The organism is Streptomyces fulvoviolaceus (assembly GCF_000718165.1).
Taxonomy (GTDB): domain Bacteria; phylum Actinomycetota; class Actinomycetes; order Streptomycetales; family Streptomycetaceae; genus Streptomyces; species Streptomyces fulvoviolaceus.
The window spans coordinates 146,727-161,919 of record NZ_JOEY01000008.1 but is presented as its reverse complement, the minus strand read 5'-3'; the positions used below and the strand labels follow the sequence as shown (position 1 = coordinate 161,919).

12 protein-coding genes are annotated in these 15,193 nt (G+C 67.9%); 4 read left to right on the top strand and 8 right to left on the bottom strand.

Annotated features, from left to right (window positions below; translation table 11 throughout):
• Window positions 1–40 precede the first annotated feature (40 nt).
• The 7 genes from IG08_RS0110790 to IG08_RS0110760 all read right to left on the bottom strand — a co-directional run bounded on the left by IG08_RS0110790 (window position 41) and on the right by IG08_RS0110760 (window position 8,565).
• Window positions 41–1,366, bottom strand: coding sequence for an MFS transporter (locus tag IG08_RS0110790; protein ID WP_030599397.1), 1,326 nt, complete (start codon window positions 1,364–1,366; stop codon window positions 41–43).
• 132 nt (window positions 1,367–1,498) lie between these two features.
• Window positions 1,499–2,398, bottom strand: a complete 900-nt coding sequence (locus tag IG08_RS0110785; protein ID WP_043453906.1) for an MBL fold metallo-hydrolase — start codon at window positions 2,396–2,398, stop codon at window positions 1,499–1,501.
• 60 nt (window positions 2,399–2,458) lie between these two features.
• The gene (locus tag IG08_RS0110780; RefSeq protein ID WP_158812208.1) at window positions 2,459–3,469 is read right to left on the bottom strand and encodes an amidohydrolase family protein; all 1,011 of its coding nucleotides are present in this window, start codon (window positions 3,467–3,469) and stop codon (window positions 2,459–2,461) included.
• Window positions 3,470–3,514: 45 nt separating this feature from the next.
• Window positions 3,515–4,750, bottom strand: coding sequence for a flavin-dependent oxidoreductase (locus IG08_RS0110775; RefSeq protein ID WP_030599390.1), 1,236 nt, complete (start codon window positions 4,748–4,750; stop codon window positions 3,515–3,517).
• Window positions 4,747–5,928 carry a cupin domain-containing protein gene (locus IG08_RS0110770; protein ID WP_078655534.1) on the bottom strand — a complete coding sequence of 394 codons (1,182 nt, stop codon included), beginning with the start codon at window positions 5,926–5,928 and terminating at the stop codon, window positions 4,747–4,749. Before IG08_RS0110770 ends, IG08_RS0110775 begins: the two co-directional genes overlap by 4 nt.
• A 54-nt stretch (window positions 5,929–5,982) precedes the next feature.
• A complete protein-coding gene (locus tag IG08_RS0110765) occupies window positions 5,983–7,086 on the bottom strand; it encodes an NAD(P)-dependent alcohol dehydrogenase (RefSeq protein WP_030599383.1) in 1,104 nt (367 codons plus the stop codon).
• A gap of 27 nt (window positions 7,087–7,113) precedes the next feature.
• Complete coding sequence (locus IG08_RS0110760; RefSeq protein ID WP_030599380.1) at window positions 7,114–8,565, bottom strand: aldehyde dehydrogenase family protein; 1,452 nt, start codon at window positions 8,563–8,565, stop codon at window positions 7,114–7,116.
• 470 nt (window positions 8,566–9,035) lie between these two features.
• Between IG08_RS0110760 and IG08_RS0110755 the strand changes: the two genes are divergently transcribed.
• Window positions 9,036–11,420, top strand: a complete 2,385-nt coding sequence (locus tag IG08_RS0110755; RefSeq protein ID WP_078655533.1) for an ATP-binding protein — start codon at window positions 9,036–9,038, stop codon at window positions 11,418–11,420.
• Between the two features lie 288 nt (window positions 11,421–11,708).
• Here IG08_RS0110755 and IG08_RS0110750 read toward each other — a convergent pair whose 3' ends face one another.
• Complete coding sequence (locus IG08_RS0110750) at window positions 11,709–12,485, bottom strand: IclR family transcriptional regulator (protein ID WP_030599373.1); 777 nt, start codon at window positions 12,483–12,485, stop codon at window positions 11,709–11,711.
• A gap of 78 nt (window positions 12,486–12,563) precedes the next feature.
• On the opposite strand from IG08_RS0110750, the gene IG08_RS0110745 reads away from it, so the two are divergent.
• The 3 genes from IG08_RS0110745 to IG08_RS0110735 are packed head-to-tail and all read left to right on the top strand — an operon-like array spanning window position 12,564 to window position 15,192.
• Entirely contained in the window at window positions 12,564–13,718 is a 1,155-nt protein-coding gene (locus tag IG08_RS0110745; RefSeq protein ID WP_030599371.1) for a cupin domain-containing protein, read from the top strand.
• Window positions 13,715–14,551, top strand: a complete 837-nt coding sequence (locus tag IG08_RS0110740) for a fumarylacetoacetate hydrolase family protein (RefSeq protein WP_030599368.1) — start codon at window positions 13,715–13,717, stop codon at window positions 14,549–14,551. The genes IG08_RS0110745 and IG08_RS0110740 overlap by 4 nt, the downstream gene beginning before the upstream one ends.
• On the top strand, window positions 14,548–15,192 hold the full coding sequence (locus IG08_RS0110735; RefSeq protein ID WP_030599366.1) for a maleylpyruvate isomerase family mycothiol-dependent enzyme: 645 nt from the start codon (window positions 14,548–14,550) through the stop codon (window positions 15,190–15,192). Before IG08_RS0110740 ends, IG08_RS0110735 begins: the two co-directional genes overlap by 4 nt.
• Window position 15,193 lies beyond the last annotated feature (1 nt).

The window sequence follows — 15,193 nt, the reverse complement described above, 5'->3', positions numbered from 1 at the left end:
CTCCATGAATACCGTCCGGAGCGTCCCGCGCCCCGGACTCTCACCTACGCAGGTCGCTGCTTGCGAGGTTCCTGGGCAGGAACAGTCCCGCCACGAGCGTGATCAGCGCGACGCCGGAGATGTAGAAGGCGGGAGACACGGCGCTGTCCGTCACGTCGATGAGCCAGGTGCAGATGATCGCGCCGAAGCCGCCGAAGACAGTCACAGCGGTTGCGGAGGCCATGGAGACCAGCGAGCCGCGGTGCTTGGCGCTGAAGAGCTCCGTGATCGTTGCGGAGCCGGTGCCGGCGATGGCCGCCGTGAACACTGCGAAGACCAGTTGCGCGATCACCAGCGACCCGAACGACCTGTTGTCGACCATGAGCAGGAAGAGCGGATACGGCAGCACCACGTAGCCCACGGCACTGAACACGATCAGGGCTTTACGCCCGAGCTTGTCGGAGATATGCCCCGCGACAGGCAGCAGGACAACCGTCACTATCGCGCCGATGAGCGTCGCCACCAGCGAGGTCTGCAGCTCGATGTCCAGGAACTCCGAGGCGTAGCTGGGCATGTACGTGAGCGCGACCATGGCCGTCACTCCCCAGAGAGCGTTTACTCCGACTGTCAGCAGGAATCCGACACTCGGCCGCGGGTTCGTTCCGTGGTCGGTCTCCGCGCCGGACTCCGTGGATGCCTGACCGCGGGAGGCGGTGAAGACGGGGGTCTCTTCTATGCGTCGCCGCAGGAACAGGGCGACCACGGCGAGTAGAGCGCCCAGGATGAAGGGGACACGCCAACCCCAGTCGCGCATCGCCGTCGAGCCCAGGGCGCCGGTCAGCCCGGCGGTGACCAGCACACCGAGCAGCAGGCCACCGTAGGTCGCGACCTGATGGAAGCTCCCGAAGAATCCCCGGCGCCCGCGGTGGGCCCACTCGATGAGGAAGACGGCCGAGCTCCCGAATTCGCCGCCGGCCGAGAACCCCTGCGCGAGGCGTCCGATGACGATGATGACGGCACCGAGCGATCCGGCGACGGCATACCCCGGTGCGAGACCGATGAGGAGTGAGCCGGACGCCATCAGCAGCATCGACAGCAGCATGACCGACTTGCGTCCCTTGCGGTCGATGAACGGACCGAGGACAAAAGCTCCCAGGGGCCGGGCGACGAACCCCGCCGCGAAGACCGCGAAGGTCGCGAGGATCGACGTGACGCCGTCCTGTTCGGGAAAGAAGGTGGCTCCGATATGAACGGCAAGGAAGCCGTAGACGGTGAAGTCGTACCACTCGAGGACGTTGCCGAGAGTGGCGAGGACCGTCACACGCTTGAGAGTGGACGGGTCCACGTGGGTGGGATCCGCAACCGAGATTTCTTTTGCAACAGCCATGGAATCGTCCTTTGCATGACCTGTCGGAGAGAGGAACGTGCCGTATCCGGGCAGCGGCCGGCCCTGAATGCTCGACCGCTGCCCAGGAGATGTTCCGCGTGGCTCAGGTGGTGCGGGACGCCAAGGAAGGCGTCACAGAATGTGCGTGGGGATCGGCTCCCAGGTGACCTGGCCCTGCTCGTCGCGGACGACACGGCCGAAGGGCTGGTCGCCGAAGTGGAAGGCGAAGGCGTAGGTGTCGGGCTTGAGCAGCTCCGACAGCACGCGGGCACGTGCTTCCTGCACGGACTCGGTGTGGCTGTCGGGTGCCGAGCCCCAGTCGGGGTGGGTCAGCTGCGCGGGCGAGTGGAACGCGTCGCCGAAGACCACCAGCCGCCTGCCGCTCGACGAGGTCATGATGTAGGTGGCGTGCCCGGGGGTGTGGCCGGGGGTGACGAGTGCCGTCACGCCCGGCACCACCTCTCCGCCGTCGTCGACGAGGGTGAGCTTCGGATGGTGCAGCAGCGGCTCGACCACGGCGGTCGGGTCCGGCATGTCGGCCGGCGGCACCCCTTGGGAGAGCGGCTCCCACTCCTGCCGCGATATCACGTACGACGCCGACGGGAAGGTTGCCTTCCGTCCGCCGTTCCCGTCCGGGACGAACGCCCATCCCGTGTGGTCGATGTGGATATGGGTCAGGGCGAGAACATCGATGTCCTCGGGCGCGTAGCCGACCGACGCAAGTGTCTCCAGCATCGCGCCGCCCTGGATGGGCCCGTAGAGCGAGTTGACGTTCATGACACCGAGTCCGGCGTCGACGAGCATGCGGTGGCCGTCCCGCTCGACGAGCAGTCCGCCTGCCGTCATCGGCACGCCGCCGTTCTCGTCCAGCGCCTCGGGGTGCTCGCGCCAGTAGGCGTCGGGGAACGACTTGAGGAAGCGGGTGGGGATGAGCGACATGGGTCCGTCGACGATGTAGGTGAAGGTGAACTCGTCCATCGTCCACCGGCGCACCGCGGACTGGGATCCCAGTTTTCCGATATTGGCCGTCATTCCACAATTCCTTTCACAGGTGGTGCTTTATTTCCGTCAGGAAGATTCGAGGGCTCTGGACTATGCGTCCGAGCGTGCTGCCAAGCGCGGGAAGAGAGTTGTCGCAGTGGTCGAGAACTGCGCCAGCTGATGGTCACTGAGGAGGGCGGTCCGACTCAGCACTTCCATGTGGGCTTCGATCAACTCGACATCCCCCGGCGGGTAGTCGGACCCGAACACGATGTGATCGGGGGACGTGACCTCCAGGAGCGGAAGAAGCGCGTTGGGTGATGTCGCGAGCGCGGTGTCATAGAACAGGCCGGCAATCTGCTGGCGCACCTCGTCCTTGGTCACGCCGCGGGAATTGCTCACCCACGGCAGCATGCCGGTCGACCCGATGCGTTCGGCAAGGACGGGAAGGACTCCGCCGGCATGCGAGATGACGAAGTTGATGTTTGGGAAGTCCAGAAAGACCCGCGCATAGACGGCATCGACAATGGTGCGCGCCGTGTCCATGGGGAATTCGATGACCGGCCCCGGACGTCCGCACGCAAGCCCGGGGAACCCGGCAGGTATCACCGGATGCAGGAAGACCGTGGCCCTCTTCTCGTCGAGCGCGGCGAAGACATCGGTGAACCGCGGGTCCCCCAGATAGGCACCCTCGTAGTTGGTGATGAGAACGAATCCGTCGGCGCCGAGATCCTCGATCGCGCGGTCGACTTCCGATACCGCCTTGACCGGATCGATCAGCGGAAGGTTGGCGAGCAGCCCGAACCGGTCGGGGTGTTCCCGCACCACCTTCGCGCCGAAGTCGTTGTACGACTTCGCCTCGTCGGGAGTGAGCCGGTTCGGGTTCGACAGCATCTGCACCGAGATGCCGTGACCGTCCATGAACTCCAGGGCGCTCTCGACCGACCAGGGGCCGGCCGGCGGTGCGGTGAAGTGGCCGGCGCGGAAGGAGGCCAGCAGACGGGCGAGCTCGGCTTCCGTGAGTGGCGGAGTGTAGTGGGCATGGACGTCGATCAGGTCGCCGCCGCTGCGTTGGCGCAGACGGGCGACGGCACTCGCCACGTCAATCTCCGGATTCACCATCGTCATCCTCTTTCGATCGTTGTCACGGCCGGCTCTCGGTCGCTGTCACTGCCGCAGGGTTGCCGGAGCGAAGCCGGCAACGCGTTGGTATGCGGTGGCGAGCGCCTCCCGTTCCCCGGGGGCGAAGACTTCGCCCACCTCGGTGAAGCCCTCGGGTGCACGTTCCTCGGCCAGGTCGAGAATGCGTGCGGCTCCCTGGCTGCGATTGGCTTCCACGACTCCGGCCGTGGCGGCGAGGCGTTCGCTTTCGTAGCGCTCCAGGGCGATGTCGGGATCGCACTCCTCCAGGAGGGCCTGGGTCAGCGCACGCGCGTCGAGGATCGCCTGGGAAGCTCCGTTGGAGCCCACGGGGAACATGGGATGCGCCGCGTCGCCCAAGAGGGTCGTCCGTCCCGCGGTCCACGTCGGCAGCGCGTCGCGGTCGACCATGGGAAAGACGTGGACGCTCTGCGCGCCGCGCATCAGCGCCGCGACATCGAGCCACGGGAACGACCACGAGTCGAACTGGTCGATGAAGTCCTCGATCTGTCCCGGCCTGTTCCAGGATTCGACGGGCGGGAGCCGGCGAGAATTCTTGTCCAGGACGGCAATCCAGTTGATCAGGACGTTGCCCTGGTCGTCAGGGAGGGAGAGCGGATAGGCCACGACCTTGTGCCCGCGCGTGCCGATCAGCGCCATGGACTTTCCGGTGAGGAACGGCGGCGCCATGGTGGTGCCACGCCACATCAGTTCCCCGCTCCATCGGGGGCTGCCGTCGCTCGGGTGGAGCTGCTTCCGGAGTGCCGAGTGAAGACCGTCGGCGCCCACCAGCACATCCGCAGACTCCTGGGAGGTGCGGCCGGTGACGCTGTCGATCAGCTGGAACTCGGCGCTCTTGCGGTTGTCCGGGTTGGAGCCGGTGACCTTCATTCCCGTGCGCACCGCGGATTCGCCGAGGCGCCGGCGGACGATGTCCAGGAGGGCCATCTGGAAGTTGCCTCGGTGGATCGAGAGCTGCGGCACCGGGTATCCCGCCGATATCCCGCGCGGCTCCCGCCACAGGAACTGGCCGTGCCGATTCACGTAGCACAGCTCTTCGGTGGCGACGGCCAGGGGGAGCAGCTCCTCCAGGACACCGATGCGGTCGAGTTCCCGGATGGCGTGGGGCAGTACGTTGATTCCCACGCCGAGCGGTCGCGGTTCGGGGACCGCCTCGTAAACGGTCACGTCAACGCCGACGTCATGGAGCATCAACGCGGTGGCGAGTCCGCCGATCCCGCCTCCGGAAATTGCGATTCTCACGGTTCCCTCCTTCCTTGGCCGACAGCGGGTACCGCTTCGTCGGATTCCGGCGCGGATGCCGGCTCGAAGATTCCTGTCACCTGCTGCTGGGCGGGCAGCTCGGCCTCGCGGTAGAGATGCAGAGCCTCGAGGGCTGCCCGGTCACTGCCCACAAAAAGGTCGGCGGTCTCTTCCGCTTCGTGCTCGACGGGAACCCAGGAGGGGACGACGAAGACGTCGCCCGGACCCCAGGTGAATTCCTTTCCGCCGATCACGGACCTGCCGCGGCCGCGGAACACGGTGTGGATCTGGCCGCCGGTCTGCCGTCGGGGGGCCGTGGGCTTTCCCGGACGAATCCTCGTCATCTGGCAGGTGAGGGTGGGCAGAGCAGGGCCGCCGGTGACCGGATTCTTGTACTCCACCGTCACGCTGGAGTCGTCACTCTGCTTCTGCAACGCTTCCAGCGCGGCATCGACCTGGGCATAGGGATAGCGCAACAGCGGCGAGTACGGCTTCGGCCAGGCGGCGCCGTCGGAATGCTGAAGTCCCGCATGACCGAACTTCTCCTCCGAGAGGGAGAAACCCGCGACGTCCTGCATCCCGGTCGGATGGTCCTCGAAGAAAATCGACTCCAAGGTGGCGACCATCACCACGTCGATCACATCGAGCCAGATCGCGGGCTCATCGCTCTGGTTGGTGTGATCGTGCCACGCCCAGCTGGGCGTGAGGACGAAGTCGCCGGGCTCCATCCAACAGGCGTCTCCGTCGACGGTGGTGTAGACACTCGAGCCGGTCATCATGAACCGGATCGCTGCCGGAGAATGCCGATGGGCCGGCGCCTTCTCACCCGGATCCAGATACTGGTAGGCACCGAACAGGGCTTCTGTCGTTCCGATGCGCAGTCCCGGGTTGCAGAACTGCAGTGCCCGCCGCTGAGCCGCTCCTTCGTCGACCCCCAGAACACTTCCCGCCTGCCGCGCCAGCGGGGCGACGGTGTCCCAGCGCCACAGATGCGCACGCGTCTGCGGCATCGGGTGAGCCGGCATCGGCGGCCTGCTCCACAGGCCCGCCATATCGCGCGATGCGAGCGCACCACAGAATTCGTCGATCGATACTTCCGCGGTGTCGACACCGCCGGGAAGCGTTGCGTCTTGCCTATTTCCTTCTTGCATCGTCAGTCCACCTGTTGCTTTTCTCATGGCTTGCCATGCGTTTTCAATGACTCGCCAGGTGTTTTCAACGGAATCGGGAGACTAGAACAGCGCGACCGGTTTGATCGTCGCCCCATCGTGCATATCGCGGGCAGCGGTGTTCAGGTCCCTGAATTTGTAGTGCTTGATCAGCTTTTCCAGCGGGAGCTTTCCCTGCCGATGCAGCATGGCCAGCCGGGGCAGCAGGGTCTCCGGCTCGCCGTCTCCCAGCGTCACGCCCAGCACGCGCCTGCCGAGCAGCAGATCGTGCATGTCCAGCGCCACGTCGACGCCGGGAGGGGCCACGCCGACGACCGCGCACGCTCCGCCGGTGCTGAGGGCGTCGACGGCGGTGCGGAGGAGGGCGGGGATTCCGGTGGTGTCCACTGCGTTGTCGACGCCGCGGCCACCGGTGATCTCTGCCAGCGCGGTCGCCGGATCCACTTCGGTGGTGTTGATGGTGTGCTGTGCGCCGAGTTCCAGGGCGAGCTCGAGCCGGGACGGCACACGGTCGATCGCGATGATGTCGCCCGAGGGCAGAGCAGCCGCGGCCATGATCGCCGACAGGCCCACCGCGCCGGCGCCGAAGACGGCCAGGCTCTCACCGGGTCTGGGCGCCAGGACGTTCCAGACGGTGCCGACTCCGGTCTGGACGCCGCAGCCCAGCGGCGCGAGCACCGTCAGGTCGGCTTCGGGATCCACCTTCACCACGCTGCGAGCGTCGACGACGGCCGCCTCGGCGAAGGAGGACTGGCCGAAGAAATGCCCACCGACCGGGACGCCGTCGCGCGTGATCGGGGAGCTCCCGTCGCTGCGCTTGCCTCCCGTCACATTGCGGGGCAGCCAGGTGTCGCAGTAGGCCGGGTGCCCATTGCGGCAGTTGGTGCAGTGTTCACACGATGTGAAACTCAACAGGACCTTGTCGCCGGGCCGGACTTTGGTGACGGAAGACCCGACCTGCTCGACAATTCCGGCTCCTTCGTGGCCGATGACCCCGGGCAGCGGGAAGGGCATCCGGCCCGCCTGTACGTTCAGATCGCTGTGACACAGGCCGGCGGCGACCATCCGTACCAGGACCTCGTCCTTGCGAGGTTCGTCGAGCACGACATCGGTAAAGGTGAACGGGGCGCCCGGGCCTTCGATTATGGCTGCTGTAGTGGAATGCATGATGCCTTTCCCTTTCTCGGTCGATTCCTACAGGGCCACGATGACCGACTTGGTCTGCAGGTATTCGTCCAGGCCCTCGGGGCCGTTTTCCCGCCCGTATCCGGACTGCTTGTAGCCACCTATCGGCATGGAGATGTCCATGGCAGCCCACGTGTTGACCCACACCGTTCCCGCGTCGAGGCGAGCTGCGACGCGATGCGCACGGGAGACGTCGCGGGTCTGCAGGCCCGCGGCGAGGCCGTAGGGAGTCCCGTTGGCCATCCGCACGGCCTCGTCCTCGGTGTCGAAGGGCTGGACGGTCAGGACCGGCCCGAAGATCTCTTCCTGGACATAGGCCGATTGCTGGTCGACGCCGGTGAGCACCGTCGGGGCGACGTAGAAGCCCGGCCCGTCCGGGCACTCGGCGCTGGTGACACCGATCCCATCGCGGCGGGCCCGTTCGAGGAACGAGACGACCTTTGCCTGGTGAGCGGGGCCCGCCAGAGGCCCGACCATGGTCTCCTCACTCAGCGGGTCGCCGACCTTGATCTGCGCACAGGCTGCGCTCAGCCGCTCGAGCACTTCCTCGTAGACGGGCCGCTCGACGAGAAGCCGGCTGCCCGCCATGCAGAACTGTCCCGTGTTGAAGGTGAACGCCTTGACTGCCGTGGGCACGGCGGCATCCAGATCGGCGTCGGCGAAGACGAGGTTCGCGCTCTTCCCGCCCAGTTCCAGGGTCGCCCGGGTGAGGGTGTCGGCCCCCTGGACCACGATTCTCTTCCCGACGACGGTCGAGCCGGTGAACGCGACCTTGGCGATCCTCGGATCGCACACCAGCGCCTGTCCGGCTTCCGCGTCCCCGGTGACCACGTTGTAGGCGCCGTCCGGCAGACCGGCTTCCTGGAGTACTTCCGCGAGCCGGAGAGCGGTGAGCGGGGTCTCCGCGGCCGGCTTGTGTACGACGGTGTTTCCCGCGGCAAGGGCCGCGGCGATCTTCTTGCTGGACAGTACGAGCGGGAAGTTGAACGGGGTGATCGCCGCGACCACGCCGATCGGCTCCCGCCGGGTGTACGCCAGAGCGGGGGCGGCAGGCGTCCGGACCGCGCCTTCGATGCCTGCTGCGAGATTGCCGTAGTACTCGAAGGTCTCGATCGCCATCGGGATGTCGACCCGCCGGGTGAGCGTGATGGGCTTTCCGACGTTGAAGCTCTCCAGGAGGGCGAACTCCTCGGCGTGCTGCCGCAGCAACTCGGCGGCGCGCAGCAGGATGCGCCCCCGCTCGCGCGGGCTCATCCGCGGCCAGGGACCTTCTTCGAAGGCCTTGAGCGCCACGGCGGCCGCACGTCGCGCGTCGCCGGCACCGGCTTCGGCGACGGTCGTCGCTCGCTGCCCGGTCGCAGGATCGACCAGTTCCCTGACGGCCTCTGCCTCTGCCGGCTCCCATCGACCGCCGATGAACAGCCTGCCTGGGGCGACCGCGGGCCGGGCTCCCACGTGCATCGTTGTCACGTTGGGTCCTCCTCACTTCGAACCGAGGGCCAATCTCAGCCCCGGCGAGGTTCAGGGGATACGGGTAGAACCACCCCTTCGCGAGGTCGCGCAGGTCTACCCCCGCCCTGCTCGGCCCCGACGCGGGCGGGGCGCTCGTACCGGCTCCGGCCGGCGCGCGCCGTGTCCGCATCCGCTTCGCCCGTGCCCGTGCGAGCCGCGCCGAAGCGCGCAGTATCTACGCTCCCGATGCTTGCGTGGACAGAAAACCACCTGTTAGCGTTTCAATGTTCGGGACACAAATCCGCATCATGCGGCATTGAGTCAGCTCGGCCTCACATCTCGCCTTTTACTCGGCACGGCATTAATGGAGGAAACCCGGGTGTCGGCACCCGGAGTGCGTCAGAGTCGCATGGAATTCGACGGGGTCACTCCGCCGAATTCGGGTAACGGCCGGGCTCTCAGAAGAGAATCTGGAATTCATGGTGGATGAGATACCTGACGGTGGTTCGGGAAACCTTCCCAACGCCGTCACGAGTTTTGTGGGACGCCACAGTGATCTGGCGGAGGTTCGCGGGCTGCTGGGATCGGCCCGCCTGGTGACGCTGACCGGAGCGGGTGGCGTCGGGAAGAGCCGGCTGGCGGTCGAGACGGGAATCGCGGCCCGTTCGGCGTTCCCCGACGGGGTCTGGCTGATCGACCTGGCGGCCGTCCGTGAGCCCGAACTCGTTGAGCACGCCGTGGCGACCGCTCTCGGGGTGGCGAATTCCTCGAACCGGCCGGCGGCGGACCGGCTGATCGAGTACCTGGGCCGCCGGCAGACGCTGCTGCTCTTCGACAACTGCGAGCATCTGGTCCAGGCCTGCGCCGTGCTCGTCGACCGGCTGCTGCGGGGCTGTCCACACGTCCGGATTCTCGCGACGAGCAGACAAGTCCTGGACATCATCGGCGGGGAGAACGTCTATCAGGTTCTGCCGTTGCCGGTCCCGGACCCCGACACCGAGTCCTCCGTGGAGGTGCTGTCCCGGTACGAGTCGGTGCGACTCCTCGTGGACCGCGCAAGGGCGATCACGCCCGGGTTCGTCGTGGACGACATCAACGGCCTGGCAGTGGCCCGGCTCTGCGCCCAGCTGGAGGGCATCCCCCTGGCGATAGAGCTGGCCGCCTCACGGCTGCGATCGCTGCACCTCGACGCATTGGTCGAACGGCTGGCAGACCGATTCGGGTTGCTCACCGGCGGGAGCCGTTCCGCACTGCCCCGTCAGCGCACACTCCGCGCGCTGATCGACTGGAGTTACGACCTGTGCACGCCCGAGGAACAATTGCTGTGGACTCGCCTCGCGGTGTTCTCCGGCGGATTCGACTTGCAGGCCGCTGAACACATATGCGCCGGCGACGGTCTGCCCCGCGAGCGGATTCTCGACCTCACGGATCATTTGGTTGCCCAGTCGATTATCCAGGCCGTCGAGGGAAGCGGGCTGTTGCGTTTCCGCATGCTGATGACCCTCCAGGAATATGCCGGAGAGCGCCTGAAGACGCACGAGAACGTGGAAACTGTGCGAGACCGGCACCAGGAATACTACGGAGCACTGGCCGTACAGGTGGCGGCGAATTGGAGCGGGCCAGGCCAGGAATCCGGGCTGGCCAGGCTACGCGCCGACCGCAGCAACGTGGAATCGGCCCTGGAAAGGTGCATCAGCACGCGCCGGACCCAGCACGCCCTGTCCATGGTGTCCGCGCTGCGCCATCACTGGTGTGCCGACGGAGCGCTGAGCGAGGGGCGGCGCTGGCTCGACCTGGCTCTCGCGCTCGACGCACCACGACTGCCCGAGCGGGCCACCGCACTCTGGGCGGCGGCATGGGTCTCACTGCTCCAGGGCGACGACTCCGCCGCCGAGGTACGACTGGCGGAGTGCGACGAGTTGGCCGGAGAGCTCGGCGATCAGGTCTCGCTCTGCATGACGCGCTCGCTCCGCGGCACCGTCGCCTTCTTCCGCGGGGACCTTCGTGCTGCCCTCGGTCACTTCGATGCCGCCTCCGCGCGGTTGGCGGAGGCGGGAGACGTCGACGGCGTCCTCTTCAACGGTTTCCAGACCGCCATCGCCCGGGCTCTGCTCCAGGACGACCAGGCCGAGCAGGCTGCCCGGCAGGTGATCGCGGTGAGTGAGCGCAATGGCGAGCATTGGGCCAGGGCGCGTGCACTGTACGCGCTGGGCCTGAACGCCTGGCTGAACGGCGACCCCGACCAGGCGAAGTCGGCGGCCCGCGCGGGTCTGCAGATCCAGCGTGGCTTCAACGACCATGTCGGAGCCGCGGTCATGATCGAACTCCTCGCATGGGTCGCCACGACGAACGCGGAGTACGACCACGCGGCTCGTCTGCTCGGTGCGATCCAGTCGATCTGGGGTGTGATCGGCACGTCACTCACTGCCTTCGGACCGCACCTGGCGGGCTACCACACCCAGTGCGAGGAGGAACTGCAACGCAGACTGGGTGGCGCCGAGGCCTTGCGGGCCAGGCTTGACGAGGGCGGTCGTATGGACCGACGGCAGGCCATCTCCTACGCGCTGAACGGCCCCGAAGCGGTGGCCACACCCGAACCCGCGACGACGGTCGAGGTGTTGACCCCACGACAACAACAGGTCGCCCGACTCGTCGCCGAGGGCCTCAGCAATCGCCAGATCGCCGAGCGGCTTGTGGTGTCCACCCGCACGGTGGACGGACACATCGAACGGATCCTGGCCAAGCTGGAGTTCTCCTCCCGGGCGCAGGTAGCCGCCTGGGTGGCGGGGGCGGCGTCCGGCGGGGGCGGCGTCCGGCGTGCCCGCTTCACTCTGAAGGAGCCGGCCGGCGAGTCGTCGTGGTGAAGCCGCGGGGCCACCGGCCGGTCAGGCGCCGTGCGTGTCGTCGCAGAGGACCGGTTCGGCCTCGCCGGCGTGGTGCAGCAGGTGTGCGCTCCAGCTGGTCCAGGACGGCTGGCGTCTCGGCGCTGGGCGTCACTGAGGCGCCGGCGGTGTACCCCTTCAGCCGCGCCCACAGGTCCTCGACCTGGCTGCACAGTCCTCGCGATCCTGCTGCCTGAGCCGTCGGCCGACGACGCGACCCTGCTCCGCGCGGCCGGCCGACCTCGTCCGAGAATTTCTGACCGGTGTGCTCTACCGCCCTCTCTCATGAATCTCGGCAGAGATCCTGTCCGCCGCCACGGCCAGAGCCGACACGATCTCCTTCACACGGTCGGGCGAGTACCGCACGCTCGGCATGGACACCGACACGGCGGCGATCGTGGCACCGCTCGTATCGGTGACTCCGCGCCCGATGGCGACGAGCCCTCGCTCGGATCGTTCGAGGTTGACGGCGACGCCACTGCTCCGGACGGCTCTGAGCTCGCCGCGCAGCTCTGCCAGATCCGGGCGCTCCTCGGACCCGTCGGTGGGGGTGTGCGCGTAGAGCGCGATCAGTTCGTCGTCGGCCAGAGCGGCGAGCATGACCAGACCCCCGCTCACCTGGTGTGCGGGGAAGACCATGCCCTCGCGGTTTCCGACCCGGAGGGCCTGCGTGCACTCGACCGAGGCGATGAACCTCGCGGTGCGGCCGGTGCGGATGGTGAGGTTCGCCGTCTCGTCGAGGGTGTCGACGAGGGTGCGCAGCGGGCCGAGGGCGGCGGTGCGGAGGGCTCCTACGTTCGACTGGGCCTTGGCGGCGATCTCCAGAACCGGTCCGGCCCGGTATCTGCGGTCGTCGTTCTGCACCGCGAAGTCGCGGTACACCAGTGTGGACAGCAGGCGATGGGCACTGGAACGGGCCACGCCGAGCCGCCGGGCGGCCTCGGAGACCGTGATGGGGCCCTCCACCTGCAGAATCACCGCCAGCTGCAGCGCGTGATCCACGCTCGTCACGCCGTACGCCGGCGGGTTCTTCATTGACTTGGCCACGACGACCGCCTCTCACCGTTTGTTCCGCAAGACAGAATCTACTGTTCCAGCCGAAGGTCTGCGGAGCACGGTGTGGTCATGACCGACCAGGACAACGCCGTCTCGCCCGTCTCGCTCACCGCCGAGGACCGGCCGGACCAGCCGCCCGTCACTCCTGAACTCGTAGAGCTCTACCGGGGCTTCGAGAAGGCCCTTCTCGTTCCGCTGTGGACTCAAATCGGCGATCTGATGCCCGAGCACCCCAGGTCGAAGGCGCAGCCGCACCTGTGGGAGTGGAAGACACTGCTCGACCTGGCCGGTCGCGCCGGCGACCTGGTGGCGGTCGGCCGCGGCGGCGAGCGGCGGGCCATAGCCCTGGCCAATCCCAGCCTGGGCGGCAGGCCCTACGCGACGCCGACCCTCTGGGCGGCCATTCAGTACCTGATGCCCGGCGAGAACGCGCCCGAGCACCGGCACACCCAGAACGCCTTCCGGTTCGTCGTCGAGGGCGAGGGCGTGTGGACCGTCGTGGAGCGCGATCCGGTGCCCATGCGCCGTGGTGACTTCCTGCCGCAGGCCGGTATGAACTGGCACGCCCACCACAACTCGGCCGACGAGCCCATGGCCTGGATCGACGGCCTCGACATCCCCCTCCAATACGACGTCGAGGCGCAGTTCTTCGACTTCGGCCGGGACGAGCTGTCCGGGGAGGAGCACGCGACGCCCGACCGGTCGCGCTCGGAGCGGCTGTGGGGCCACCCGGGGCTGGCGCCGGTCTCGCAACTCGGGCGCAGGGAGGGCACCCCCTTGCTGTGCTACCGCTGGGTGGACACCGACGCCGCTCTCACCGACCAGCTGGAGCTGGAACGCGCGGGCCACCCCGGCACCGTCGGGCCCGGCCACGCGCTGGTGCGCTACACCAACCCCACCACCGCCGGTGACGTGCTGCCGACCATCCGGGCCCAGTTCCACCGTCTGGTCCGCGGCGCCGAGATCGCTCCGCGCCGCGAGACGGGTTCTTCGGTCTACCAGGTCTTCGACGGCTCCGGCCGGGTGACCGTGGGCGACTTCTCCTGGTCGGTCCAGCGCGGCGACCTCTTCGTCGTCCCGTCCTGGCAGCCGCTGTCGATCCGGTCCGAGGCGTCCCCGTCCGACTCCGACTCCGGTGCGCTGGACCTGTTCCAGTTCAGCGACGCGCCCCTCTTCACCAAGCTCAACCTGTTCCGCACCCAGATCGAGGAGAACCTCGCGTGAAGCTCGCCACCATCCGTCTCGGTGACCGCACCGCCGCCGTCCGCGTCGACGGCGACACCTTCGTCGACCTCGGCCTGCCCGATGTGGGCGCTGTACTGGCCGCCCCCGGAGGTCTCGAAGCCGCGTCGGCGGCCGACGGCCGGCGATACGCGGCCGCCGACGCCGAGTTCGCCCCGCTCGTCCCCCGGCCCACCAAGGTGGTGTGCGTAGGCCTGAACTACCAGAAGCACATCAAGGAGATGGGCCGCGACCTGCCCGAATACCCCACACTCTTCTGCAAGTTCGCGGACACTCTCGTCGGCGCCCTCGACGACGTCCGACGCCCGGTCGAGACCCAGCAGTTCGACTGGGAGGCCGAACTCGCCGTGGTCGTCGGCCGCCAGGTCCGGCGGGCCGACGAGGCCGAGGCCGAGGCCGCGATCGCGGGGTTCACGGTCCTCAACGACGTCACCTGCCGCGACTGGCAGTTCCGCACCCGCGAGTGGCTGCAGGGCAAGAACTGGGACTCCACCACCCCGATCGGCCCGTTCCTCGTCACCACTGACGAGGTCGGCGGCCCGCGCCCCGCGCTCGACATCCGCTGCGAGGTCAACGGGCAGGTCATGCAGCAGGACAACACCGGCGACCTGCTCTTCGACCCGGTTCACCTGGTCCGCTACGTCTCCACGATGATCCGGCTCAACCCCGGGGACATCATCGCCACGGGCACCCCAGGCGGCGTCGGCCACGCCCGCAAGCCGCAGGTGTTCCTTCAGGAGGGCGACACCATCGTCACCGAGATCGAGGGCCTGGGCCGTCTCGAGAACCGCGTCGTCTCCGAGGGGACGCGATGAGAACCCTGCCGACGACACTGGCCTGGGTGGCCGAGGGCACCGACCTGTGCCGCAAGGCCGTCGCCGACCTCGACGAGGAATCGTACGGCGCGCCCTCGCTGCTCCCCGGCTGGACCCGCAAGCACGTCGTGGCCCACGTGGCCGCCAACGCCCGGGCCCTCAGGAACCTCATGCACTGGGCCCGCACCGGTGAACCCACTCCGATGTACAGCTCGCCGGAGCAGCGCCTGGCGGACATCGAGTCGGGCGCGCAGCTACCCGCCGCATGGCTCACCGCCTGGTTCGAGGAGTCGGCGCAGCTGCTGGCCTACGCCATGGCCGAACTGACCGAGGAGCAGTGGCGGGCGGAGGTACTGACCGCCCAGGGACGGACCGTGCCGGCGAGCGAGGTCCCGTGGATGCGCACGAGGGAGGTCATGGTGCATGCCGTCGACCTCGGCACCGGCATCCGATTCGCCGACCTGCCCGAGGAGTTCTGCGCCGAACTCCGCCACGAAATCGTCGGCAAGCGCGGCAGCGACACCGTCCCCACCGTCCAGGGCGGCAACGCCGACATCACCGCTTACCTGGCGGGCCGCCCGTACACCGGTGTGACGGCCGGGGACGGCTCCCCGGCCCAGCCCCTGACTCCGTGGCTGTGAC